Source organism: Caballeronia sp. LZ032 (genome assembly GCF_031451315.1).
In the GTDB taxonomy this organism is placed as follows: Bacteria; Pseudomonadota; Gammaproteobacteria; order Burkholderiales; family Burkholderiaceae; genus Caballeronia.
Genome location: NZ_JARUXP010000003.1, coordinates 964,268 through 987,661, shown reverse-complemented (window position 1 = coordinate 987,661; position 23,394 = coordinate 964,268). Strand labels below are relative to the sequence as shown.

General features: G+C 66.1%; 21 protein-coding genes and 1 riboswitch. Of the genes, 12 read left to right on the top strand and 9 right to left on the bottom strand.

Going from position 1 to position 23,394, the window contains the following annotated elements:
• The first annotated feature begins 6 nt into the window (after positions 1-6).
• Positions 7-1,467, top strand: coding sequence for an FGGY family carbohydrate kinase (locus QCE69_RS25870; protein WP_309933744.1), 1,461 nt, complete (start codon positions 7-9; stop codon positions 1,465-1,467).
• A gap of 19 nt (positions 1,468-1,486) precedes the next feature.
• The gene (locus QCE69_RS25865) at positions 1,487-2,281 is read left to right on the top strand and encodes a glucose 1-dehydrogenase (RefSeq protein WP_309924391.1); all 795 of its coding nucleotides are present in this window, start codon (positions 1,487-1,489) and stop codon (positions 2,279-2,281) included.
• A gap of 30 nt (positions 2,282-2,311) precedes the next feature.
• On the opposite strand, the gene QCE69_RS25860 is transcribed toward QCE69_RS25865, so the two are convergent.
• The gene (locus QCE69_RS25860) at positions 2,312-2,809 is read right to left on the bottom strand and encodes a 6,7-dimethyl-8-ribityllumazine synthase (RefSeq protein WP_309924388.1); all 498 of its coding nucleotides are present in this window, start codon (positions 2,807-2,809) and stop codon (positions 2,312-2,314) included.
• A gap of 87 nt (positions 2,810-2,896) precedes the next feature.
• Positions 2,897-3,084: riboswitch (FMN riboswitch) on the bottom strand.
• Positions 3,085-3,299: 215 nt separating this feature from the next.
• On the opposite strand from QCE69_RS25860, the gene QCE69_RS25855 reads away from it, so the two are divergent.
• Complete coding sequence (locus QCE69_RS25855; protein WP_309933742.1) at positions 3,300-4,457, top strand: ParB/Srx family N-terminal domain-containing protein; 1,158 nt, start codon at positions 3,300-3,302, stop codon at positions 4,455-4,457.
• 40 nt (positions 4,458-4,497) lie between these two features.
• Here QCE69_RS25855 and QCE69_RS25850 read toward each other — a convergent pair whose 3' ends face one another.
• The 4 genes from QCE69_RS25850 to phnA form a co-directional block, all read right to left on the bottom strand.
• The gene (locus tag QCE69_RS25850; RefSeq protein WP_309933739.1) at positions 4,498-5,388 is read right to left on the bottom strand and encodes a class I SAM-dependent methyltransferase; all 891 of its coding nucleotides are present in this window, start codon (positions 5,386-5,388) and stop codon (positions 4,498-4,500) included.
• Positions 5,389-5,433: 45 nt separating this feature from the next.
• Positions 5,434-6,888, bottom strand: a complete 1,455-nt coding sequence (locus QCE69_RS25845) for an MFS transporter (protein WP_309933738.1) — start codon at positions 6,886-6,888, stop codon at positions 5,434-5,436.
• Positions 6,889-7,105: 217 nt separating this feature from the next.
• Positions 7,106-8,386 carry an MFS transporter gene (locus tag QCE69_RS25840; RefSeq protein ID WP_309933737.1) on the bottom strand — a complete coding sequence of 427 codons (1,281 nt, stop codon included), beginning with the start codon at positions 8,384-8,386 and terminating at the stop codon, positions 7,106-7,108.
• A 47-nt stretch (positions 8,387-8,433) separates the two neighbouring features.
• On the bottom strand, positions 8,434-9,657 hold the full coding sequence (gene phnA / locus QCE69_RS25835) for a phosphonoacetate hydrolase (RefSeq protein ID WP_309924379.1): 1,224 nt from the start codon (positions 9,655-9,657) through the stop codon (positions 8,434-8,436).
• Between the two features lie 99 nt (positions 9,658-9,756).
• Here phnA and QCE69_RS25830 point away from each other — a divergent pair, with 99 nt between their 5' ends.
• From QCE69_RS25830 to QCE69_RS25820, 3 genes are all read left to right on the top strand, one after another.
• On the top strand, positions 9,757-10,653 hold the full coding sequence (locus QCE69_RS25830) for a LysR substrate-binding domain-containing protein (RefSeq protein ID WP_309933736.1): 897 nt from the start codon (positions 9,757-9,759) through the stop codon (positions 10,651-10,653).
• Positions 10,654-11,172: 519 nt separating this feature from the next.
• On the top strand, positions 11,173-11,457 hold the full coding sequence (locus QCE69_RS25825) for a hypothetical protein (protein WP_309933734.1): 285 nt from the start codon (positions 11,173-11,175) through the stop codon (positions 11,455-11,457).
• 337 nt (positions 11,458-11,794) lie between these two features.
• Positions 11,795-13,351: an AMP-binding protein gene (locus QCE69_RS25820; protein ID WP_309933732.1), complete on the top strand. Its 1,557-nt coding sequence runs from the start codon at positions 11,795-11,797 to the stop codon at positions 13,349-13,351.
• Positions 13,352-13,360: 9 nt separating this feature from the next.
• On the opposite strand, the gene QCE69_RS25815 is transcribed toward QCE69_RS25820, so the two are convergent.
• Positions 13,361-14,416: a substrate-binding domain-containing protein gene (locus tag QCE69_RS25815; RefSeq protein ID WP_309933731.1), complete on the bottom strand. Its 1,056-nt coding sequence runs from the start codon at positions 14,414-14,416 to the stop codon at positions 13,361-13,363.
• 242 nt (positions 14,417-14,658) lie between these two features.
• Between QCE69_RS25815 and QCE69_RS25810 the strand changes: the two genes are divergently transcribed.
• From QCE69_RS25810 to QCE69_RS25785, 6 genes are read left to right on the top strand one after another with little or no spacing between them, the layout of a single operon-like run.
• Positions 14,659-15,651 carry a substrate-binding domain-containing protein gene (locus QCE69_RS25810; protein WP_309933729.1) on the top strand — a complete coding sequence of 331 codons (993 nt, stop codon included), beginning with the start codon at positions 14,659-14,661 and terminating at the stop codon, positions 15,649-15,651.
• A 21-nt stretch (positions 15,652-15,672) separates the two neighbouring features.
• Complete coding sequence (locus QCE69_RS25805; RefSeq protein ID WP_309933727.1) at positions 15,673-17,184, top strand: sugar ABC transporter ATP-binding protein; 1,512 nt, start codon at positions 15,673-15,675, stop codon at positions 17,182-17,184.
• Complete coding sequence (locus QCE69_RS25800; RefSeq protein WP_309924364.1) at positions 17,177-18,190, top strand: ABC transporter permease; 1,014 nt, start codon at positions 17,177-17,179, stop codon at positions 18,188-18,190. Before QCE69_RS25805 ends, QCE69_RS25800 begins: the two co-directional genes overlap by 8 nt.
• Positions 18,187-19,209, top strand: a complete 1,023-nt coding sequence (locus QCE69_RS25795) for an ABC transporter permease (RefSeq protein WP_309924362.1) — start codon at positions 18,187-18,189, stop codon at positions 19,207-19,209. Before QCE69_RS25800 ends, QCE69_RS25795 begins: the two co-directional genes overlap by 4 nt.
• Positions 19,206-20,081, top strand: coding sequence for a sugar phosphate isomerase/epimerase family protein (locus QCE69_RS25790; protein ID WP_309924360.1), 876 nt, complete (start codon positions 19,206-19,208; stop codon positions 20,079-20,081). The genes QCE69_RS25795 and QCE69_RS25790 overlap by 4 nt, the downstream gene beginning before the upstream one ends.
• Positions 20,081-20,707, top strand: coding sequence for a nucleoside/nucleotide kinase family protein (locus QCE69_RS25785; protein WP_309933725.1), 627 nt, complete (start codon positions 20,081-20,083; stop codon positions 20,705-20,707). Before QCE69_RS25790 ends, QCE69_RS25785 begins: the two co-directional genes overlap by 1 nt.
• Positions 20,708-20,761: 54 nt before the next feature.
• Here QCE69_RS25785 and QCE69_RS25780 read toward each other — a convergent pair whose 3' ends face one another.
• Genes QCE69_RS25780 through QCE69_RS25770 form a run of 3 tightly spaced genes read right to left on the bottom strand, consistent with a single transcriptional unit; the run spans position 20,762 to position 23,393 of the window.
• A complete protein-coding gene (locus QCE69_RS25780; protein ID WP_409021233.1) occupies positions 20,762-22,225 on the bottom strand; it encodes an efflux transporter outer membrane subunit in 1,464 nt (487 codons plus the stop codon).
• Positions 22,222-23,187 (bottom strand): HlyD family secretion protein, encoded by a 966-nt coding sequence (locus QCE69_RS25775; protein ID WP_309924354.1) that lies wholly within the window; start codon positions 23,185-23,187, stop codon positions 22,222-22,224. The genes QCE69_RS25780 and QCE69_RS25775 overlap by 4 nt, the downstream gene beginning before the upstream one ends.
• On the bottom strand, positions 23,184-23,393 hold the full coding sequence (locus QCE69_RS25770; protein WP_309817100.1) for a DUF1656 domain-containing protein: 210 nt from the start codon (positions 23,391-23,393) through the stop codon (positions 23,184-23,186). Before QCE69_RS25770 ends, QCE69_RS25775 begins: the two co-directional genes overlap by 4 nt.
• Position 23,394 lies beyond the last annotated feature (1 nt).

The following is a 23,394-nucleotide window of genomic DNA, read 5'->3' as shown; positions in this document are numbered from 1 at the left end:
CGGACGATGAAGACCATTCTCGCAATCGATCAAGGCACGAGCGGCACCAAGGCGCTCATCTTCGACAACGAAGGCCACGTGCATGCGCGCGGTTTCGCGCCGGTGACTTGCGACACGCCGCGCACGGGTTTCGTCGAGCAGGATGCGAATGCGTTGTATGAGTCGGTGCTCGTGGCGGTGCGCCAATGCCTGAGCGGATATCAAGGTGAGATCGCCGGGATCGGCATCTCGAACCAGCGCGAGACGGTCGTGCTCTGGGACCGGCAGGGCGAGCCCATCGTGCCGGCGGTGTCGTGGCAGTGCCAGCGCTCGCTCGGCATCTGCGAACGCATGAAGGGCGACGGGCTCGCGCCTTTGATCGCGCGGAAGACCGGCCTGCTGATCGATCCGTATTTTTCCGGCACCAAGCTCGTCTGGCTCAACGAGAACGATGAACGCGTCCGCGCGCGCATCGCAGCGGGCGAGGCGTTCTTCGGCACGGTGGACAGCTGGCTGCTGTACCGGCTGACGAAGGGCGCGGCCTATCGCACCGATTACACCAACGCGTCGCGCACGATGCTGCTCAATCTCGGCGCGCTCGAATGGGATCGCGAACTCGTCGCGCTGTTCGGGCTGGAAGGACTGCGGCTGCCGGAACTGCGGCCCTCGGCCTCCGACTTCGGCTCGACCGATTTCGACGGCCTGCTCGCCCGCCCGCTGCCGATTCTCGCGATGATCGGCGATTCGCACGCGGCCGCTGTCGGCGAAGGATGCCTGCGTCCGGGCGTCGCCAAGGCGACGATGGGCACGGGCTCGTCGATCATGATGAACGTCGGCGCGAAGGCGCACGAACCGGAGCACGGACTCGTGTCCACGCTGTGCTTCGCCATCGGGGAGCGCGTGGATTACGCGCTGGAAGGCATCGTCATCAGCGCGGGTTCCACGCCCGCGTTCCTCAAGGAAAAGCTGCATCTCTTCGACGACTTCGCCCACGCCGAACAGGCCTTCACCGACTACGACAACGGCGGCGTGTTCCTGATTCCGGCGTTCTCGGGCATCGGCTGCCCGCACTGGAAATATCCGGGCGGCGCGCAGATCGTCGGGCTGAATTTCTCGACGTCGTGGCAGCACGTGGCGCGCGCGGCGTATGAATCCATCGTGTATCAGATCAAGGACGTCATCACGGTCATGGAACAGGCCGCCGATGTGCCGCTCGCCGAACTGTATCTCGACGGCGGCCTGACGCAGCGGTCGTTCCTGTTGCAATACCTGTCCGACACGCTGGACCGGCCCGTCAGCACGCTTGCCGTCAGCGAGATCTCGGCGGCGGGCGCGGCGGCGCTGGCGGGATGTCAGGCGGGACTGGCGGAATCGCTGGATGCGTATCAGTCCAAGCGCGTGGTGGCGCGGCGCGTGGAGCCGGGAAGCGGCGTCGCGGCGGCCGCGGACAATCATGCGCAATGGCTGCGCTGGATCAATCGACTTTGAAAACCTGGGAGTAGGGAACGTGACTTATCAAGCCAAGCGGTTCGAAGGCAAGGTCGTGGTCGTGACCGGCGGCAGCCGGGGTATCGGACTCGCCATCGCGGAGCGGTTCGCGCGGGAAGGCGCCAAAGTCTGCGTGACCGCGAACGAGAAAAGCGTGCACGATGCCGCCGCGCACCTGCGGGAAGCAGGCTTCGAGGCGCTGGCCGTCGAGATGGACGTGACGGACAAGCAGCAGGTCGTGGCGCTCTACGAGGAAGTGGCGGCCACCTTCGGCGAGGTGGACGTGTCGGTGCAGAATGCGGGCGTCATCACCATCGCGAAGCTGCCGGAACTGACCGAAGGCGAGTGGGACAAGGTCATGGCCGTGAATACCAAGGGCGTGTTCCTGTGCTGCCAGGAAGCGGCGACGCGCATGCTGCGGGCGGGCAAGACCGGCAGGCTCATCAATACGGCGTCGGGGCAGGCGCGGCAGGGCTTCGTGTACACGCCGCACTATGCGGCCAGCAAGTTCGGCGTGCTCGGCATCACGCAGAGTCTCGCGAAGGAACTGGCGCCCACCGGCATCACCGTGAACGCGTTCTGCCCGGGCATCATCACCACCGACATGTGGTCGTACAACGACGAAGCCTGGGGCAAGCTGCTCGGCGACTACAAGCCCGGCGAACTGATGGCGGAGTGGGTCGCCAACATTCCGATGAAGCGCGCGGGCAACGGCGCGGACGTGGCCGGACTCGTGACCTTCCTCGCTTCGGAAGACGCGGCGTACATCACCGGCCAGACCGTCAACGTCGACGGCGGCATGTTCATGTCCTGAGCATGCCAACCGGCGGCAGGAGCGCGATGCTCAGACCGGCAGCGCGCTCAGCTTGGCGATGGTGTCGGCGCAGGCATGCGCGGCCTCGGCGCCCTTCACAAGGAAATGCTCGCTGAAGAAGCGGACGTGCTCTTCGCCGTGATGGAAGTGATGCGGAGTCAGGACCGCGGAGAACACCGGCGTGCCGGTATCGAGCTGGACGCGCATCAGGCCGTCGATGACTGCATGCGCGACGAACTCGTGACGGTAGATGCCGCCGTCGACCACGAGTCCCGCCGCCACGATGCCCGCATAGCGTCCGCTTTGCGCGAGATGCTTGGCGTGCAGCGGGATTTCGAAGGCGCCCGCCACTTCATGAAGATCGATGTCCTCACGCGTATAGCCCTTCGTGAGCATGGCCTCGATGAAGGCGGTCTTGCATTGATCGACGATGTCGCGATGCCAGCAAGCCTGGACGAAGGCGACGCGCGGACGGTTGGAACCTGCGGAAGAGACAGCCTGTGCTTCGATGGAGTGATTCATGTTCATGGACTTCAGCCTGTTTGGTGTGAACAGGGCGAAGGACAGCCGTTAGCCCCCGCACGCGCGCAGCGTGACGAAGGGCGGCGCGAGCCGTCCTGTTCTCTTTCATCCGGACTATACCGTCGGCCCCGGAATCCAACCGGGTCTGCTGACCTCGCCGGTGCGCCGGGTCCAATGGGATTGGACAGGCAGAACAACCGGTGAGCGCTCGCGGGCTACGTCTCCCGCAACAGGAAACGATTACCGCCGGTGGGGAATCGCACCCCGCCCCGAGAACGTGTTCCCCGAAAGAATCGAGATTCGGGAAACGAGGCGTACCTTATCATGATCCGCGTGCGTGCGCCGGATGCCCCTTGGGCTTGTCGGGCTTCGTTTTGCCGGATCGGCCACACAAATCGGACGACAATCCGGCTGGTTTCACGCGTCTTTCACATCCCTACGGCAAGCTCGCGGGTTTCTGACAAGCCTGCTTACTTTCTCCCTCCGGGATCAACCTGTGTATAGCAAGATCGCCCTGAGCACCACACTGCCACTGCTGATTGCGCTTGCCGCTTGCGGCGGCAATTCGACGACCCCGACCGCGAACGGGGCCGCCGCTACCGATACGGCTTCCGCGCCCGCCAGCGCATCGTCGCCCGTCGAGGCCTCCGCGCCGACCGAAGCCTCCGCGCCAACCTCGGCTTCGTCCCCTGAAGTCTCGACGCCGCCGCAAGCCGGCCAATGGGCCGCCGCGAGCGCGGGCCAGATGCTCGACGTCACGCTCGGCGAACTGCATCCGACGCAGGCCGCGCTCGGCTACGACCAGATCTACTACAAGCTCGGCCGTTACGAGGCGGATCCGACCAAGAAGTTCGATGACTTCTGCGCCGACGAAGGTCTCGACAGCCTGGCGACGGACGGTTCGTCGGCCAGTTCGAAGCTGACCGATTCCACCAGCTTCACCTGCACGACCACCTACACCGCCCAGCGCGACACGACCGTCCTCAACCCGGTCGTGATCGGCCCGAACGGCGACTCGCTGTATCTGACCGACGGCCATCATGGTCTCTCGACCTACTACGAAGTCCCCGACGGCGGTCCGACGCTGCATGTGCATGTCATCGTGAAGGACAACCTGAGCGCGTACTCGGGCACGACGTTCTGGTCGGAGATGCAGAACCGCGGCTACACGCGCCTGAAGGACGCCAACGGCGCGCCCATCGCGGCGGCGCAGTTGCCCACCGGTCTCGGCCTGAAGCAGGGCATGCAGAACGACGTGTACCGCTCGCTGGTGTATTTCACGCGTGACATCGGCTATGGCAAGCCCACGCCGTCCACCGATTTCCTCGAGTTCTACTGGGCCGACTGGCTGCGCGCGAACTTCCCGCTGACCGGCTACACGCTGACCACGCCCGGCGCGACCGATCCGGATCCCGCAACCGCCGGTAGCGGCTATCTGAACGCGGTGTGGAATGCTTCGCTTAAGATGGTCGCGACGACGGATCCCGTCATCGACGGCAAGACTGGCAAGGACCTCGGCCGGCTCGACGCGATCAATGCGGGCAAGAAGTACAGCAAGGGCGAGTTCGGCGATTTGCTGAAGCCGCTCAGTGCTTCGAAGCCGGGCAAGCTGGCCTATGCGCTCGACTACAAGACGCGTAACGGGCTGAAGTAAGGATGCGCGCGGCGCGGTCCGGCCAGGACGGCGCCGCGCATCAGGCTTCCCGAACCACTGGCGGGGCTGCGCGCCAGTCCAGCAAGGACCGCCGCCGCTTCTTCACGCGCGCCGCGAGCGGCACCGACCAGTTGTGCGGCCAATGGATGCCATGCGCGAAGTGTGACTTGCTGTAGAACGTGATGTCGTTGAAGCCGGCGTTGACCAGTTGCCTGATGAGGTCGTGCCGTACGAAACGCCGCATCTCGAGTGTGCTGCCCGGCCCGCCGTGAAAACACAGGTCTTCGAAGACCTCATGTCTGCCATCGACGGTGGTGTTGTGGAGGACCCACTTGTCGCCATCCGGATTCTCGAGATGCCAGTCGTGCAGGTTGGGAAACCATTCGATGGTGTCGGGTTGCGAGGCGTCGCCGGTACCGAACGGCACCGACATGACGAATACGCCGTTGTGTTTCAACAGGCGGCGGGCATTTTCAAAGGCCCTGGACACAGGCGGCGCCACGTGTTCGAAGACGTCCGTCGATACGATGAAATCGAGCGTTCCTTCCATTGAAGGATCGATCTTCGTGATGTCGAGGAACGGCTCCTGATGGTAGAAGGTATTCGTGTACCGAAGCTTGTGCATGAGCCGGTTCACATAGACGTCCCAGCAACTCATCCCGATGCCGACGATGTCGGGGCGCGGCGGCCATATCTCGTCGATGGTCAGGCTTTTGCCGAAGAGTTCGGTCGTGAGTACCTGAACGATCGAGCGCATCCGCACGGTCGAACCGCACGACGAGCAACTCGGCTCTTCCCGCGTGAGGCGTGATTTTTCCACCTCATTGGCAGTCCCGCAAATATTGCAGGCGAACTGGATGCGCTGTTGATTCGAGTCGCTCATGGGCAGTCGATCTCGCAACGGTGGATACCAGCGCAGATAGTAGCGCATCAGATCGCACGAGACGAGACGAATACCGCGCGTCAACGCCTCCCTTCAATGCGAAATGCTCTCCAGCGACTTCCCGAGCGTGCGCGGTCCCATCAGCCCGATGGCGAGAATCACGAGCGTCATCGCCCCGGCGATGAACACGAAGACGCCCGTGACGCCGAACTCCTTCAGCGTGAACGCGATCACGAACGAACTGAACACCGCCGACAGCCGGCTCCATGAATACACGAAGCCCACGGCGCGCGCGCGGATGGCGGTCGGATAAAGCTCCTGCTGATAGGCGTGATACGTGAACGAGATGATGTTGCCCGCCAGCGTCAGCAACACGCCGAGCACGACGATGAACGGCGCCGACGACGTCTGGCTGAACAACAGCCCGCTCACGATGTTGAGCGCCGCCATGGCGACGATGACATGCTTGCGCTCGAAGCGGTCCGCGATCAGATAGCCGAGCAGCGGGCCGAGCGGCGCCGCGAGTCCGATGATCGTGGTGTACAGCAGGCTCGACGTCACCGTGATGCCCTGCTTGACGAGCAGCGTCGGCACCCAGTTGGCGAAGCCATAGAAGCCCACTGTCTGGAAGATGTGGAACAGGATCAGCATGGCCGTGCGCCGGCGATACGGCGCTCTCCACATGTCCGCGAAACCGGCACGGCGCGCGACCGGCTCGGGTGCGCCCGGCGGCGGCAACGCTGCGCCGTGCTGCCGCGCCACGGTGGCTTCGAGGGTTTTCAGCACGGCATCGGCCTCGTCGATGCGGCCCTTGCTCGCGAGCCAGCGCGGGCTTTCCGGCAAGTTGCGCCGGAAATACCAGACGAACAGCGCGCTCACGCCGCCCAGCAGCGCGACCCAGCGCCAGCCGTCGAGCCCGAACGGCGCGCGCGGCACGAGCAGCCAGGAGCAGAACGCCACGACCGGCACCGCTGAAAAGCCTACCGCCTGGCACACAGCGAAGGCGCGGCCGCGCAGATGCTTGGGCGCGAGCTCGGAGAGATAAGTGCCGATCGTGACCAGCTCGACGCCGATGCCGAGTCCGGACACGAAGCGCCAGAAGTTGAGGCCGCCGGCGCTGTCCTGGAAGGCCATGACCGTATTGGCGGCGACGTACCAGAGCATGGAATACGTGAAGATCGCGCGGCGGCCGAAGCGGTCGGCGAGAAAGCCGCACGCCGCCGTACCGATGAACAGTCCGCAGAACAGCGCCGCAATGAAGCTCGCGACGCCCGAGGTGCCGAACAGGCCGGGCGTGGTCGGGGTGAGCAGGCCGCTCTTCACCAAGCCCGGCGCGATATAGCCGGTGAACAGCAGGTCGTAGAGTTCGAAGAAGAAGCCGAGACTCAGCAGCAGGATCAGCTTCCAGACGGCGCGGGTCGCGGGCAGGCGGTCGAGCCGCGCTGAAATCAGGCCGCCGGGGCCGGGCGGCTCGGTGTCCGCAGCCACGGCCCGAGAAGGCGCGGCATGAAGGGTTTCGGGTAGCGGGGCGCTTTCCGAAATGGCCATGATTGTCTCCAGTCGTTTTTCTGGATGACGCAGGCTCGTATCACTCCGCGCGCGCCTCCATCTCATTGCTGGCCAATCTAGACGGGGCGGCGGCGTGCGAAAAGTGCTGCTTCGGCAGCGGGGGCATCGCAATCGGCGATGTTCTCGTTAACCCTGCGGCTGCGGTTCCGCGCGGACGTGCACGGTCCTGCCGCCCCTGCCACGACGACCGTCCGGCTCAGCGCCGGATCAGCATCGACATCAATGCGCTGCCCGCGCACAGGCCTGCAACGATCGGAAAGATGATGGTCGTGTGACCGGTCGCATCGATGACGTGACCGATGGCCGGCTCGCCGATGCCCGCGAACGCGTACGACATCGTATTGAGCACGCCGGTCGCGGTGCCGGCCGCGCGCCTTCCGAAGAGATCCGGGCACAGCGCCCAGAACGACGAGGCCGGTCCGAACACGAAGAAGCCGCACAGGAACAGCAGCGCCACGCCCAGCAGGCTGCCGTGCGGCACGAACATCATGCAGATGGCGGTGGCGCAGGCGAGCACCATGTACCAGACGATCGCCACATAGCGCTTGCCCTGGAACAGCACGTCGGAGATCCAGCTGTTCGACAGCGAGCCGAGCGCCATGCCGACCGGCAACGCGATGGTGATCCACTTCGGATCGATCAGCGAGGACGAGGTCTTCCAGTCCATGCCGAGGAAATGCACCGGCACCCACACGACGAGTGCATAGCGCGCCGCGTTCTGCAGACCGATGGCGAGTCCCGTGATGTACAGCTTCCAGTTGCCGAGCACGAGCCGATAGCGTTGCGCGCTGCTCAGGTCGTCGCCGGGAGAGGCGGGTGCAGCGGACGATTCTGCGGCAGGCAAGTGCTTGTCTTCGGGGCGCTCCGCGACGAAGCACAGCAGCACGAGCGCGCCGAGCAGCATCGAGAGCGGCGCGAGCCGGAAGATCCACACCCAGCCGAGATGCAGTGTGCCCAGGATCAGCACAGGCAGGATGTACGCGAGCACCGACGAGAATCCCGAGAAGCCCACGTACACGCCGTACACGAAGCCGCGATGGCGGTCGTCCCACCAGTTCGAGAGCAGGCGGCTGCCGGGGGCGAAACCCATCGACTGGAAGAAGCCGTTCAGGCCCCACGCGAGCAGGAAGAACACGAAGCCGTGGCCGAAGCTGAACAGCCAGTTCGCCGCGAGCGACAACACTGCGCCCGCGATCATCATGGTCTTGCCGCCGAGCTTGTCGCCGAGATTGCCGTTGACGAACTGCCCGCCCGCATAGCACCAGAGCATGGTCGCGCTGATCCAGCCGAGCTCGTATTTCGACAGCCCGAAGTCGTGCTGGATGCCGGCGACCGCGAAGCCGAGCGTCTGCCGCCCGGTGTAATAGAACAGATAGCAGAAGGTCACGCCGATCAGCGCGCGCCAGCGATATTGCGCGCGCGTCGTTTCGTGGCGCGATAGTTGGTAATCCAGAACGTCGGGCGTATCAGAGGGCATGGTGTCTCCTGGTGGGCGCGATTCTGTGTCGCGCTCGTCGGGTGATATCAGGCGAGGTGATTGAGGGCGAGGTCGAAGGCGTCGAAGTTGCGCAGCCGGCGGCTTGCATCGATACCGCTCAGCCTGCGGTTGAAGAGCATCGGCACCTGTTGCTCCGATGCCCCGCCGTGCGAGCGCAACGGCACGGTAAGACCCGAGAGATCGTGCTTGTCGGCGGCGCTGCCGAGCACGGTCAGGCGTTCACCGAGCACGACCAGATCGCCGATGCGGTCCGGCGGCAATTCGAACCGCTCGCAGGCCTGCGCGCGCGTGAGCACCGCACTGACGCCCGCGAGACCGGCCAGGAATTCCGTCACGTCGCGCTGCGGCGCGCGCTCGCCGAGATACACGGTCGCGTACGAACCCAGCGCGCCGTGATGCACGACGTAGGGATCGGTGATCGGCAGGATCACGCGGGCGGCGTCGGCGCCGAAGCGGGCATCGAGCCGGTCCTGCAGGAAGACGATGCGCGGGCGGCCGAGCGCATCGGTCTTCGCGTTCATGCCGTGATCGGCGGTGATCGCGAGCACCGCGCCGGCGTCGTGGTACTGCGCGAAGTAGCGGTCCATCATCGCGTAGAAGGCATTGGCCTCCGGCGTGCCGGGCGCGTGCTTGTGTTGCACGTAATCGGTGGTCGAGAGATACATGAGATCCGGGCGCTCATGCTGGAGCAGCGACAGCCCGGCCGCGAACACAAATTCCGACAGCTCCGCGCTGTACACCGAAGGCAAGCTCATGCCGGTCCGCTCGATCATGCCGGTCACGCCGTGCACCTCGATATCGAGCTGATCGGCCTTTTCCGCCGAGAAACAGATGCCGTGCAAACCGTGACCCAGCAGCGCGCGCAGCTTGTCCTTCGCCGTCACGACGGCCACGCGCTGTCCCGCGCGCGCCATCTCCGCGAGCAGGGTCGGGGCGCGCAGGTACTTCGGGTCGTTCATCAGCACTTCGGTGCGGGTTTCCTCGTCGAAGAAGAAGTTGCCGCAGATGCCGTGCACCGAAGGCGGCGCGCCGGTGACGATCGACAGGTTGTTCGGGTTGGTGAACGACGGCAGCACGCAGTCGCCGGTCAGCACGGTGCCGGTGTCGGCGAGTCGCGCGAGGAACGGCGCCGCGCCCGCGAGGATGGCCTGGTTGATGTATTCCTGCTCGCAGCCGTCGACGCACACCACGATGGTCGGCGCCGCAGGCATCTGATAGGAACGGGAGTTGACAATGATCGGGGAGGACATGAGCGCACCTTGTCTGGTTGAGTCGGTTCCCAGCGTAAGATGAGCGTTTCGCTCACACAATCGAAATAAAGACGCGATACCTGTCAGAAAAAATCACATATGCGATCCAAGCTTCCTCCTCTCAATGCGTTGCGTGTGTTCGAAGTCGCCGCGCGCGCGGGCAGTTATTCGGCGGCGGCGCGCGAGCTCAACCTGACGCACGGCGCGATCAGCCGGCACATTGCGATCCTCGAGGAGTGGCTCGGCCAGCCGTTGTTCGCGCGTGAAGGGCAGAGCATGGCGGCGTCGCCGCATGCGCGGGCGTTCGCGCGGGAAATCAGCGCGGCGTTCGACCATATCGCCGATGCCGCCGAGCGCTACGGCCGCGATCATCGCGTGAAGGTGATCCGGGTGAGCGCGTCGGCGACCGTGGCGATGCGCTGGCTGATTCCGCGGCTGCCGCGTTTCGCTGAGCGTCATCCGGACGTGGACGTGCGCGTGTCCACCGCGATGTCCACCGAACCCGCGTTGCGCGGCAGTTTCGATCTGGCGATCCGCCGCTACGTCCCGCCGGGCGGCCAGTTCCAGAGCTGGCCGCTGTTCCGGGAGCGCATGACGGTGATCGCGAGCCCGGCGCTGCTGGAGCGCACGGGTCTGAGCCGTGTCGAAGAGCTGGCCGCCGCGACCTGGCTGACCAGCGAGACGCGTCCGGGCGACTGGGAAGCGTGGCTCGATGCCGCCGGTCACGCCGCGTTGCGCGCGCATCGCATGCTGCGGTTCGATCACTTCTTCGTGACGCTTCAGGCAGTGGTGGACGGGCTGGGTTTTGGCATCGGCCCATTGCCGACGCTCGACGCCGACTGCGCGTCCGGCCGCGTGTGCATGCCTTTTCCGGAACTGACGTCGAACGGCGCGACGTATCACGCGCTGGTGCCGCTGGATGCGGACAAGCCGGTTCACATGCGCGACTTCGTCGACTGGCTGCGGGCGAACGGGGACGAGGAGACGGACGGATAACTACGCCGGGAACGGAGCCACGCTGGACGCGGGTTGTGCCGCAACGGGGTGTTTGGGTCCGTTCATGACGGCCAGGAGCCAGTGTGGATCCGTGGGCTCGATCCATTCGTTATTCCAGGACAGCGCTTTGTGCCGGTCGGCTCATTTGGCCATTTTCTGATCGAACGCGTGGCAGTAGTCGTGTGCCGGGCAGACGAGTCCCGCCAGGGATCGACGACCCAGCAGTTCTCATAGTCCGTCAGGCCCGCGTGATCTTGCGCGCTCGCCGGCACGCGGCAGGCGCGCGCGAACAAGGCGGGAGAGTAGTCCGTCGGCGTGCTTCGGTAAGTGGCGGACTGAACCTCCGGGACAGTCGCCATGGCGGCGTGCAGGCGGTGAATGCTCTGCATGTCGCCTCTGCGGAACTTGTTGCCCGATTTGATTCCGCCCGAACGAAAGTTGTCGCGGACCACGTTGAAGGACCGGCGTGCGTAGTGCCCGTTGGTGCTGCCGGACATACTCTGCGTCGGAGCGGCTTGATTGAAAGCGGTGCACGTGACCAGTCGTTGCGCCTGGCGAGGTTTCCTCCATCATCGTTTCGTTGAATTGCGGCAACTCGCCGGCGAATTGCAGCAACTCGACGAGGTCCGGCTCACTGCCGGAATCCGCGACGTCGGTTCCCTTGGCCCGTTCCTGCAGGACGTCCGACTCCGCTACCTTGACCCAATCCGACATATCGCGTCCATGTGCTCGGGCACGTCCGCGCCGCGCTGGAGCGAATGCACGATCCGCAACTCGTCGCGCGGATCGTCCTCTTCGATGTAAGACGCCGCTTCGGCGGCCTGGTGGAAGCCGGCGGACCCATTCGACGCGGATGAGCGGCTCGCCTGCGCTGGTTCGATTTCCTGCGTGGCGCGAATACTTTCCCGGCGAAACGAAACATCGCGTGCTCCCTTTACTGTGCGCTCGCGGCACGTGGCGTGCCGGCGAATCGATGGGCAAAACGGCCGACGGCGAGAGCATCAGTATGGGAAGCGTGACCAGGAACGTGACGCGAGCCCGCCGGCACAAAATTTGGCCTTTACACACCGCAAGCCTGCTCATTCCCAACTCATTTTGCCCGCGCAGACTGCGTCCATTGATCGTCGAGGGAGACACCGTCATGGACCATCAAAATCAAGCGGCCTTCCGCTCCTACGTCGAGATCCTGCTCGACCAGTTGCTGCAGCACGCCGGCCGGCCGGTGCTGCGCTATCGCGATACCGATATCGACGGCCGCACGCTGCGTGCATCGATCTTCCGTCACGCGCGCGCGCTCGAAACCTTCGGCATCGGACGTGGTTCGCTGGTCGCGCTGTTCGCGCCGAACTGCCCCGACGCGCTCGCCATCCACTACGCGGCCAACCTGCTCGGCGCGGCCTCGATGTTCCTGCCCGCGGCCGCCTCTGTCGATGATCGGGCCGCGTTGCTGAAACGCATCCGCCCCGCGTTGCTCGTCGCGTTCGCGGAGACCGCGCATCTCGTGCCGGAAGATGTGGGCGTGCGGGTCGTGCATGTCGGCACGGGCCTGGCCTCCATGCGCCTCGACTTTCGCGCGGCCTTGCAGTCCGCCGCGCCGCTGCCGAGCCGCGCGCGTCCCTGCGATCTCGCCATGGTGGCGTCGTCGGGCGGCTCGACCGGCGTGCCGAAAGCCAGCCTGCGCAGCTTCGCCGCGTATTCGGCGATGGTCGGCGCCACGCCTGCGCCGCAGCGCCGCCAGCTGGTCAACGGCGCGCTGGCCTATCTGTCGCAAGTGCTCGTCGATCAGACGCTGACGGGCGGCGGCACGGTGATCCTGCGCCCCGGCTTCGACGCCGCCGACACGCTCGCGACCATCGAAGCCGAACGCATCACCGACCTGCTGCTGGTCGAACCGCAACTGTTCGAGACGATGGATCATCCGGACGCGCGCACCCGCGACCTGTCTTCGCTGCGCTCGATCGTGCATATCGGCGGTTCGGCGCCGGCCGTCCTGCTGCGGCGCGCGCTCGCACGCTTCGGTCCGGTGCTCACGCACATGTACGGCGCAAGCGAGGCCGGTCTCGTGAGCGTGCTGACGCCGTCAGACTATCTCCCCCATCCCGCCGCGCTGGAAAGCTCGGGGCGCGTGCGCAACGGCGTCGACCTGCGCCTGCGCCGTGCCGACGGCTTGCTGGCGGCGCCGGGCGAAAGCGGCCGCATCGAGGTGAAGTCGGCTTCGGTGGCGCAGGGCTATCGCAACCAGCCGGTCGACTCGGCGCTCAAGTTCTGCGGCGGCTGGTGCATGACCGGCGACGTCGGCATGGTCGACGCGCAGGGTTTTCTGCATGTGCTCGGCCGCGCGACGGAGGTCATCGACATGGGCGGCGTGCCGTTCGGACCCGCTCAGATCGAAGCCTCGCTGTGCGCGTTGCATCAGGTGCGCTACGCCGTGGCGGTGTCGAATGACTATCCCGCTTCCAGCAAGGTATGGAACGTCCTCGTGATGCCGTGGCCCGGCCTGTCACTGAATCTCGCGTTGTGCCGGCGGGCGATCGAGCTGAACTGCGGCCGGCAGGTCGCGGAGGCCGTGCACCTGATGACGGCGCCGCGCGTGCCGCTCACCGAGCAGGGCAAGGTGGATCGCGGCGCGATCGGCCGCCTGGCGCTGGCCGTGCCGGACGACACGATGCCGGGGCAGGAAGCCGCGCTCGGTGCATGAGCGCCGGAGCTAGCGATCGAACTCGCGGGTCTGTTCGGCTTCTTCAAAGATCGCCCCGAAGCGCGTGGGCACGACCACCACGGAGCGGCCGGCGGGATCGTAGGTATCCGTCAGCGCGAACGCCTCCGCGATGATCGCTTCCACGTCCTGACGCAGCATCGTCACGTCGAAGGAAAGGTGCGCTGCGAACGGATCCCAGTCAAAGCAGCCGACCACCAGCGAACGCCACGCCTCGGCAGGCAGTGTCGAGGTGAACTGCACGAGCCCTTCGAACGCGGTGATCGAATTCATCAGCAATCCTGCCGGCAGCCGGCCCAGCGCCGCCTGGCGCGCCGCCAGCGCGCGGCGCGCGGCGGCGGCGTTGTAGCCGCAGGAATCGACGGCATCCGCGGCGGGCTCGATGCCGCGCGCGGCGAAAGCGTCGCGGAAGCCGGCGATGCGTGAATCGGTGGCGTATTCGCCGGGAATGCCGCCGAGCAGCACCAGCTCGTGCGGCGACTTGCCTTGCGCGAGCAGTTTGTCGAGCAGCACGTCGGTGATCGCGCGCGCGCCGCCGCGATTGTCCGACACGACCGACGGCGCGCCGTCGCCCGGCAGGTCGAGGTTGATTGACGGCACGCCCGCCGCCGCGCAGCGCTCGTTCAGCGGCGCCGGATTGCGCACCCCCGCGATGAACAGCAGTTCCACGCGTTGCGCGAGCAGCGTTTCGGTGACGCTGATTTCCACGGCCGGGTCGCGCTGCGTGCCGACCACGATCGGACACAGGCCGCGATTGCGCGCCTGATCTTCAAACGTCTGCGCGAGCCCCGCGAAGAAGCGGTTGCGATAGTGCGGCAGCACCATGCCCGCCAGCCCCGAGCGTGACAACCTCAGGCCGCGCGCCTTCAGATTGACGTTGTAGCCGAGCTTGCGCGCGCTTTCGAGCACGCGCTGCGCGGTTTCCTCCTTGATGCGATAACGCGTCCACGTGCCGTTCAGCACCATGCTGACCGTCGAGGTGGATGAACCCGTGGCGCGGGCGATATCGTAGATCGTCGATTTTCTTGCGGGCTTGTGACTGGCCATCAGGCTGACTCCAGGCGCGTGCTTGTCCGGACGGTACGGGCAAGGCAGAACTCGGATTCTTTAGGGTTTGTCCGAGTCGACCGCCTTGCTGAATAGATTCAGCATACCTCAGCCCGAATTGCTGAATGGATTTAGCAAAAAACTTCAGCAGGCGGCGCGGCAGCACGGCAAGCGGAGTTCCGACCAACCCGACCGGGCGTCCGCCTGACATGCGGCGGAAGTCCTCCGCAGGAGACAAGTCCATGAAACTGTTTCGCGTATGGTGTGCAGGCGTGGCCTCGGTTGCGCTGATGCTGGCGGCCGTCCCGGCCTCGGCATCGCCGGATCAGCCGGTGATCGGCGTGGTGGTGAAGATCGGCGGGATTCCGTGGTTCAACGCGATGGACGCGGGCATCAAGAAGCGCGCCGCGCAACTCGGCGTCAAGGCCTTCATGATCGGGCCGACCAGCGCCGATCCCGCGCTCCAGGTGCGGGCCATCGAAGATCTGATCGCGCAGAAGGTGGATGTGATCGGCGTCGTGCCGAACGATGCCGAAGTGCTCGAACCGGTGCTGCAACGGGCGCGCGCGGCGGGCATCAAGGTCATCACGCATGAATCGCCGAAACAGCAGAACGCCGACTGGGACTTCGAGCTGGCGTCCGTGAAGGGCTTCGGCGAGGCTTATGCGAAGCGTCTCGGCGAGGCGCTCGGCGGCAAGGGTGAATACGCGGTGTTCGTCGGCTCGCTCACGGTGCCGCTGCACAACGCCTGGGCCGATGCGGCGAACGCCTACATCAAGGCGAACTATCCGGGCATGACGCTGGTGGGCGATCGTTACGGCGTGGCGGAAGACGTCGATGCGTCGCGCAAGACCGCGCTCGACCTGATGCGCGCGCATCCCAACCTGAAGGCGATCCTTGCGTTCGGCAGCCAGGGCCCGATCGGCGCGGCGCGCGCGGTGCAGGAAAAGCAGATGAAGGGCAAGGTGCTGGTGCTCGGGCCGTTCTCGCCGGGACAGGGGCGGCGGCTGGTTCACGACGGCGTGCTGACCGGCGGCTACATGTGGAATCCGGAACAGGCGGGCGAAGTGTTCGTGACGCTCGGCACGATGGTCGCGAAGGGCCAGCCGGTGAAGGACGGCACGAATATTCCGGGACTGGGCGTCGTGCATCCTGACGGCCACAACCTGATCGTCGATCAACTCGTGGACCTGAACGAGAAGACCGTCGACGATCTTGCCAAGACCGGCCTCTGAACGGGTCCAGCCGCCGCGCCCATGAACCCGACCGCCGCCGACGCGCGCCCGCCCCTGCTGAAGCTCGACGCCATCTCGAAGGATTTCGGCGGCGTGCGGGCGTTGCGCTCCGTGCAGTTCGACGTGCTGCCGGGCGAAGTCCTGTGCCTCGCGGGCGAGAACGGCTGCGGCAAGAGCACGCTCATCAAGATCATCAACGGCGTGTATCAGCCCGAGGCCGGCGCGCAGATGCTGATGGACGGCGAGTCCATCCTGGGCCTCGATCCGGCGAAGGCGCGTGACCTCGGCATCCAGGTGATCTGGCAGGATCTCGCGCTGTTCCCGGAGATGACGGTGGCCGAGAACATCGCCTTCGAGCAGAACCTCGGCGGGTGGCCGCGTCTCGTCGATTACGGCAGGATGAAGCAGGCCGCGCGGCGCATTCTGGAGCGGCTCGGCGTGACGCTCGATCTGGGCCGGTCGGTGCGCGCGCTGTCGATTGCGCAGCGGCAGATCGTGGCCATTGCCCGCGCGCTGGTGCGCGACGCACGCCTCGTCTTCATGGACGAACCGACCGCCTCGCTGAGTCACGCCGAAACCGGCGCGCTGCTCGAGATCGTGCGGCGGCTGTCGGCGGACGGCATTGCCGTGGTGTTCGTCAGCCACCGGCTCGCGGAAGTGCTCGAAGTCTGCACGCGCGTGACCGTGCTGCGCGACGGCCAGTATGTCGGCACCTTTCCCACGCAAGGCATGACGCAGACGCGTCTCACGGAACTGATGACGGGCCGCACCTTCGATTACGCGGTGCGCGCGGCGGATCGTCCGGCGGCGCCCGTGGTGCTGGAGGTGCGGGGCCTGTCGCGCGGGCGCGAGTATCGCGACATCGCGCTCAGCATCCGCCGTGGCGAGATTCTCGGCATTACCGGACGGCTGGGCGCGGGCCGCACCGAGCTGGCGTTGTCGCTGTTCGGCATGACGCGGCCGCGCGCGGGATCGCTCCACATGGAAGGCCGGGAAATCGCGCTGCGCTCGAACCGAGATGCGATCCGCGCCGGCATCGCCTATGTCTCCGAAGACCGGCTGCAACTCGGGCTGGTGCAGCCGCAATCGATCGGCGACAACACCGTCGCGGCCGTGCTCGACCGTCTGCTCGATGCCGCGCGCCTGATCTCGGCCCGCCGGCGCGGCGCGCTGATCGACGACTGGATCGGGCAACTCGCCGTGAAGATCGGCCAGCCGGACGACGCGGTGTCCACGCTGTCGGGCGGCAACCAGCAGCGCATCGTGCTGGCGAAGTGGCTCGCCACGAATCCGAAGCTGCTGATCCTCGATTCGCCGACGGTCGGCGTGGACGTGGGCGCGCGCGCCGGCATTTTCGCGATCATCCACAACCTGGCCGCGCAGGGCATGGCGATCCTGCTGATCTCGGACGAGATTCCCGAGGTGTATTTCAACGCCGACCGCATCCTGCACATGCGCGACGGCCGCATCGCGGGGGAATACGTGCCGGGCAAGACCACGATGGAACACATCGAGCGAGACGTCCATGCCTGACTTGCGCAGACTCGGAATCGGATCGATCGAGGCGCTGCTGCTGCTCGTCATCGTCGCGATGATGATCGGCCTGAGCCTCACGACCAGCACCTTCCTCACGCTCTCCAATCTCTTTGACCTGCTCAACCAGAGCTCGGTCAACATCATCTTCGCCGTGGGCCTGCTGGTGGTGCTGATCGCGGGCGGCATCGACATTTCGTTCGCGGTGGGCGCATCGGTGGCGCAGTATCTGACCGCGCTCACCGTCATGCGGCTCGGCGGCGGCAACTGGGCGCTGGGCTTTCTCGTTGCCGCGTGCTTCGGCTTCCTGCTCGGCGCGATCAACGCGACCATCATCTACCGGTTTCGCATCGTATCGATTGTCGTGACCATCGCCACCTTCAACGTCTTCTTCGGCGGCCTGATGTTCCTGACGGGCGGCGTGTCCATCTACGACCTGCCGGACTGGTGGGTCGAGCGGGTGTCCATCGTCCATGTGGATACGCCCAGCGGCGTCGCTACGCTCGCGCTGCCGGTCGCGGTGATGGCGGCGGCGGTGCTGGCCACCTGGCTGCTCCTGCGCCGCACGACCACCGGCCGCCAGCTCTACGCGATGGGCGACAACCCCGAGGCCGCGCGGCGCGTGGGCGTGAACATCGGCGCGATGCACTATGTGGCGTTCGGCTGGCTCGGCATGATGGCGGGCATCGCGGGACTGATGCAGGCGCACTACGTGCAGGAAGTCGTGCCGAACGCGCTGTACGGCCGCGAACTCGATGTGCTGGCCGCCGTGGTGCTCGGCGGCGCGCGCTTGGGCGGCGGACGCGGCACGATCCTCGGCGCGATTCTCGGCATCCTGCTGACCGCCATCACCGCCAACGGACTGAACCTGCTCGGCATCTCGCCGTATGCGTTCAAGATGATCATCGGCGCGATCATCCTGATTGCGATCACCCTGTCGAGCGGCGGCTTCACGAAGCTGGTCGGCGCGCGTCTGGCGTCGTCGGGCGCGAAGGCGGCGCCATGAAGACGCGTGCTTCCACCGGCGCGTTCGTGTCCGCCGATGTCGCCGGCCTGCTGGGCTTTCTGGTCATCGTGATCGTCGTGATGAGCTTCGCCTCCGAGCGCTTCTTCACGACGAGCACCTTCGTCTCGGTGGCGTTCCAGTTGCCCGAACTCGGCTTCTTCACGCTGGCCATGCTGATGCCGCTCATCTCCGGCGGCTTCAATCTGGCGGTGACGTTCACGGCGAACATTTCGGGCCTGGCGATGGCCTACGTGCTGCACACGCATGGCGGCGCGGACGCGGGCGCCGCCGCCGTGGCGCTCGGCATGGCCGCCGCGCTCGCCACGGGCGCCGCGTCCGGCTGGGTGATGGGCGCGGTCATCGCCCGCACCGGCGCGAGTCCGATCCTCGTCTCGCTCTCGATGATGATTTTCCTGCGCGGCCTCGGCGAATTCCTCACGCGCGGCGGCGACATCTCGGGCTTCCCGCCGTTCGTGCGCGAGATGGGCAACGGCGCGCTGCTGGGCGTGCCGATTCCGCTGTGGATCTTCATCGGCTGCGCGCTGGTCTGGCATGTCGTGATGACACGGTCGCGGCTCGGCTTCGCCACCCGCATGATCGGCTCGAATCTCGAAGCGACACGCTATTCCGGCATCGCCACGACGCGCGCCGTCACGCGCATCTATATGCTGTCGGGGCTGATGTGCGGCGTCGCCGGCATCGTGATGGCCGCGCAGTTCAATTCGGTGCGCGTCGGTCACGGCGAGGCCTTCCTGCTGATCTCGGTGCTGGCGTGCTTTCTCGGCCGCGTCGATCCGTTCGGCGGCTTCGGGCGCGTGGCGCCGGTCGTCATCGCGCTGGTGATCCTGCAGGTGATCGCGTCGGGGCTCAATTTGCTCGGCGCGAACCAGCACCTCGCCACCGCGCTGTGGGGCGTGTTCCTGCTGGTAGTGATGCTCGTCCGCTGGGCCTGGGCCCGCGGCATTTCAAGAACCCGGGTCCGCAGACGCGCGACCGCATCGAAGGGAGTGGCACGATGAACAAGCTTGGCGTACATGCACTGGTCTGGGCGGGCGACCTGACGCCGGAATCGACGCGCAAGGTCATCAGCCAGACCAGGGAGGCCGGTTTCGATCTGGTCGAGCTGTCGCTGCATGGCCCGAAGGTCATGGATCTCGCGCTGACGCGCGATCTGTTGCAGGAGCATGGGCTCGGCATCGGCTGCTCGCGCGGCCTGACCTTCGATGCGGACGTGTCGAACGAAGACCCGGCCATCGTGGCGCGCGGCGTCGCGTTGCTGGAGGAAGGCATCACGATCACTTCGGAACTCGGCGGCGGTTATTTCGGCGGCATCCTGTACGGCGCGATGGCGAAGTACTCGGCCCCGATCACGCAGAAGGGCCGCCGCAATGCGATCGATTCACTGAAGCGCATCGCCGATTTCGCGCTCAAAAAGAACGTGACGCTCGGGCTCGAAGTGGTGAACCGCTACGAGAGCAATCTGCTGAACACGGCCTCGCAGGCGCTGGCGTTCATCGACGAAGTGGATGCGCCCAATGTGGTCGTGCATCTCGACACGTATCACATGAACATCGAGGAATCGGACTTCATGCAGCCGGTCCTGCAATGCGGCAAGCGGCTCGGGTATGTGCATATCGGCGAGAGCAATCGCGGCTATCTCGGTTCGGGTACCATCGACTTTTCGCAGTTCTTTCACGCGCTTGCGATGATCGACTACCAGGGCGTCGTGACCTTCGAGAGTTTCTCGTCGACGGTCGTCAACGAGCAGTTGTCGAACGCGCTCGCGATCTGGCGCAACCTGTGGGACGACGGCATGGACCTTGCGAAACACGCCCGCGCATTCATGGCCGGCGGCATCGACGCCGCGGCAAAGGCCAGGGCGCATCACTGATGATCGACGCAATTTATCTCGAACGCCTGCGACGTCTCGCCGATGCAGGCGGACGCCGCATCCTCGGTCTGGTCGGCGCGCCGGGCGCGGGCAAGTCCACGCTGGCGCAGGCCATTCTCGATGCCTTGCCGGACCAGGCCGTCGTCGTGCCGATGGACGGCTACCATCTCGCCAGCGTGGAGCTTCAACGGCTCGGACGCGCCGGGCGCAAGGGCGCGGAAGACACCTTCGACAGCGCCGGCTATGTCGCGCTGCTGCGGCGGCTGCGTGAACAGCGGCGGGATGAGGTCGTGTATGCGCCGGCGTTCCGGCGCGAGATCGAGGAACCGATCGCCGGGGCGATTCCGGTGCTGCCGGACGTGCCGCTGATCGTGACCGAAGGGAATTACCTGTTGCTCGAACACGGTCACTGGCAGGGCGTGAAGCCGCTGCTCGACGAAGTCTGGTACGTGAACGTCGATCAGAACCTGCGGCGCTCGCGGCTGCTGGCGCGGCACGTGAGCTTCGGCCGCAGCGAGGAGGCGGCGGAACAGTGGGTCAGCCACACCGACGATGTGAATGCCCGGTTGATCGACGCCACCCGCTTGCGCGCCGACGTGCAGTTCAACTGGCCCGCTTCCGGCTGACGCGCTTCAGATGAGCGTGGGCTGTGCTTCTCGCACCGCACCACGCCAACGCCCTTACTTCCCCTTGCCGTTCTGCGCGACGGCTTCATCCGTTTCCCAGCCGCCGCCGAGCGCGAGGAACAGGTTCACCTGATCCACCGCCACTTGGCCCTCGGCTGCGGCGACCTGCGCGGCCACGCCGGTCAGCGTGCGCGTGGCGTCGAGGTCGTTGAGGAACGACTCTCGGCCCGCGCGATACAGCTGGTTGGTTTCATCGGCGGACTGGGTGGCCGAACGGTACGCGATGCGCAAGGCATCAGCGCGCGTCGTGTCCGAGGCATACGTGGCGAGATTGCTCTGCGTTTCCTGCAAGGCCTTCAGCACGACGCCGTCGAAGTGCGCGAGCGCACCGCTGCTCGATGCTTCCGCCTGCAGTACGCGGGCGCGCTGGCCGTTGATCGGAAAGCTCCAGCTGATCAGCGGACCGAACGCCCAGCGGTTCGTATTCGCGCCGAACAGGTCTTCCGCGACGCCCACCGATCCCACCGACGCCCCCAGACTCACCGACGGATACAGCGCCGCCGTCGCCACGCCGATGCGCGCCGTCGACGACGCCAGTTGCCGTTCGGCCTGCCGCACGTCGGGACGGCGCTTGAGCAGCGCGGCGCCATCGCCGACCGGAATCGGCGCGCGCAGCCGCGGCAGCTTGCGGCAGGCGAGCGCGGCCTTGGGCAGATCGGCGGGGGAGCGCGCCAGCAGCATCGCCAGGCGATATTGCGCGACCCGGCGGCGGGCGACGAAACGCGGAATGTCGGCGGCGAGCGTATCGGCCTGGGTTTGACCGCGCGTGACTTCGGACTGGTTGCCGCGGCCCGCGTCGCGCAGACGCTGCGTGAGCTTCACGCGCTGCTTCTGCAGATCCAGCGACTTGCGCGCGATCTCCAGTTCCTCTGCCGCCGAGCACGATTCGACATAGGCCCGCACGACATCGGCGACCACCGTGATGCGCGCGAGGTCCTGCGCGGCTTCGACCGCTTCGTCATCGGCGTTCGCGGCTTCGATGCCGCGCCTGATCTTGCCGAACAGGTCGAGCTCGTAGGACACGGACAAATCGAGCGCGCCTTCGTTGACGACCGGAAGTTTCTCCGTCAACAGATACTGTTCCGCCGATTCCTGCGCGCGCTGGAACGCCGCCGACGACTTGCCGGAGAAGCCGCCTTGCTGGTTCGCGAATTCCACTTCGGCACGCGAACGCGCGAGGTTCGCCGCCGCGACGCGCAGGTCCGCATTCGACGCGAGCGCCTGCTCGACGAGTTGATCGACTACCGGATCGTCGTAGAGCCGCCACCATTTCGACGGCACCGCGCCCTGCGTGACGGGCGCCTGATCGGCGCCGTCGAGCGGCGCGTTCGCGTAGGGCGCGTTGACGGCGGCCTTGTCGGGTAGCGTGTAGTCCGGTCCGACCGTCATGCAGCCGGCCAGCGCGAATGCCGTCGCCGCCGCGAATGCCAGCCCCTTCATCGTGCGCACGCCGTTCATTGCGAGGCACCTGAAGCCGGTGCAGCAACGCTCGACGTCGGCGCGGGCGCGGAAGCGGGCGATGTCTCCGACGCCGCGCGCTTGCCGATCGCCGGCCCGATGCCGCGCACCGACACCGTCGCCGTGCGGCCCGCGATCAAACGAAAGTCGGCCGGAATTTCATCGAGCGTCACGCGCACCGGAATGCGCTGCGCGAGCCGCACCCAGCTGAAGGCCGGGTTCACGTTCGGCAGCAGGCTCGGGCTTTGTTGCCGGTCACGGTCCTCGATCGCCGCGACAATGCTCTGCACATGTCCGCGCAGCACGTTGGGCTCGCCCATCACCTTGATGTCCACCGGCTGGCCGATGTCGATGCCGTGCAGCTTGGTTTCCTCGAAGTAGCCATCCACGCGGAACGAATGCATGTCGACCACGGAGAGCACCGCACGCCCGGCCGCGATGTATTCGCCGACGCGCGGCGCGCGGTCGTTCAGATAGCCGTCCACGGGGCTGACGATTTCGGTGCGGTCGAGATTGAGCCGGGCCGTATCGATGGCGACTTCAGCGTCCGCGAGCGCGGCCGTGGCCGTCTCGACGCGCGAATGGGTTTCCTCGGTCACTTCGCGCGCCACCAGATTGCCGAGCGAGCGGTTGCGCACGTCTTCGCGGCGCGCCTGATCGAGCGTCGCGCGGCGCTGCTGCGCGGCGGCCTGGGCGTTGCGCAGCGCCAGCGCATAGCGGGCGCGGTCGATCACGAACAGCACGTCGCCCTTCTTCACTTGCTGGTTGTCGGTCACATGCACTTCGGTGATGAGCCCGGACACGTCCGGTGCGACCTGGATGACGTCGGCGCGCACGTGCCCGTCGCGGGTCCAGGGCGCGAACATGTAGTAATCGACCAGCTTCCACAGCACGACGGCCGCAATGGTCACGACGATGAGCGTAAGCAGAATCTGCCCGAGGGAGAACCAGGTTTTTTTCACGAGATGAGCCGCTGCGAAACGATGACGACAAGACCCAGCACCAGCACGTAGATGCCGAGATCGAAAATGGAGCGATGCCAGACGAACCGGTAGAAGCCGACGCGCGCGAGCACGGTGCGGATCGCCAGGTTCACGAGGTAGGCGACGAACATCAGCACCAGCACGGCCGGCACGAACACGCCAAGGATGTCGATTTCGCCGATCATG

Coding starts and splice junctions, on each gene's coding strand:
- QCE69_RS25850 (WP_309933739.1), bottom strand. CDS start 5,388: ATGCGCTACTATCTGCGCTGGTATCCACCGTTGCGAGATCGACTGCCC.
- QCE69_RS25840 (WP_309933737.1), bottom strand. CDS start 8,386: ATGCCCTCTGATACGCCCGACGTTCTGGATTACCAACTATCGCGCCAC.
- phnA (WP_309924379.1), bottom strand. CDS start 9,657: ATGTCCTCCCCGATCATTGTCAACTCCCGTTCCTATCAGATGCCTGCG.
- QCE69_RS25815 (WP_309933731.1), bottom strand. CDS start 14,416: ATGGCCAGTCACAAGCCCGCAAGAAAATCGACGATCTACGATATCGCC.
- QCE69_RS25830 (WP_309933736.1), top strand. CDS start 9,757: ATGCGATCCAAGCTTCCTCCTCTCAATGCGTTGCGTGTGTTCGAAGTC.
- QCE69_RS25770 (WP_309817100.1), bottom strand. CDS start 23,393: ATGATCGGCGAAATCGACATCCTTGGCGTGTTCGTGCCGGCCGTGCTG.
- QCE69_RS25790 (WP_309924360.1), top strand. CDS start 19,206: ATGAACAAGCTTGGCGTACATGCACTGGTCTGGGCGGGCGACCTGACG.
- QCE69_RS25870 (WP_309933744.1), top strand. CDS start 7: ATGAAGACCATTCTCGCAATCGATCAAGGCACGAGCGGCACCAAGGCG.
- QCE69_RS25785 (WP_309933725.1), top strand. CDS start 20,081: ATGATCGACGCAATTTATCTCGAACGCCTGCGACGTCTCGCCGATGCA.
- QCE69_RS25845 (WP_309933738.1), bottom strand. CDS start 6,888: ATGGCCATTTCGGAAAGCGCCCCGCTACCCGAAACCCTTCATGCCGCG.
- QCE69_RS25810 (WP_309933729.1), top strand. CDS start 14,659: ATGAAACTGTTTCGCGTATGGTGTGCAGGCGTGGCCTCGGTTGCGCTG.
- QCE69_RS25800 (WP_309924364.1), top strand. CDS start 17,177: ATGCCTGACTTGCGCAGACTCGGAATCGGATCGATCGAGGCGCTGCTG.
- QCE69_RS25805 (WP_309933727.1), top strand. CDS start 15,673: ATGAACCCGACCGCCGCCGACGCGCGCCCGCCCCTGCTGAAGCTCGAC.
- QCE69_RS25795 (WP_309924362.1), top strand. CDS start 18,187: ATGAAGACGCGTGCTTCCACCGGCGCGTTCGTGTCCGCCGATGTCGCC.
- QCE69_RS25860 (WP_309924388.1), bottom strand. CDS start 2,809: ATGAACATGAATCACTCCATCGAAGCACAGGCTGTCTCTTCCGCAGGT.
- QCE69_RS25820 (WP_309933732.1), top strand. CDS start 11,795: ATGGACCATCAAAATCAAGCGGCCTTCCGCTCCTACGTCGAGATCCTG.
- QCE69_RS25780 (WP_409021233.1), bottom strand. CDS start 22,225: ATGAACGGCGTGCGCACGATGAAGGGGCTGGCATTCGCGGCGGCGACG.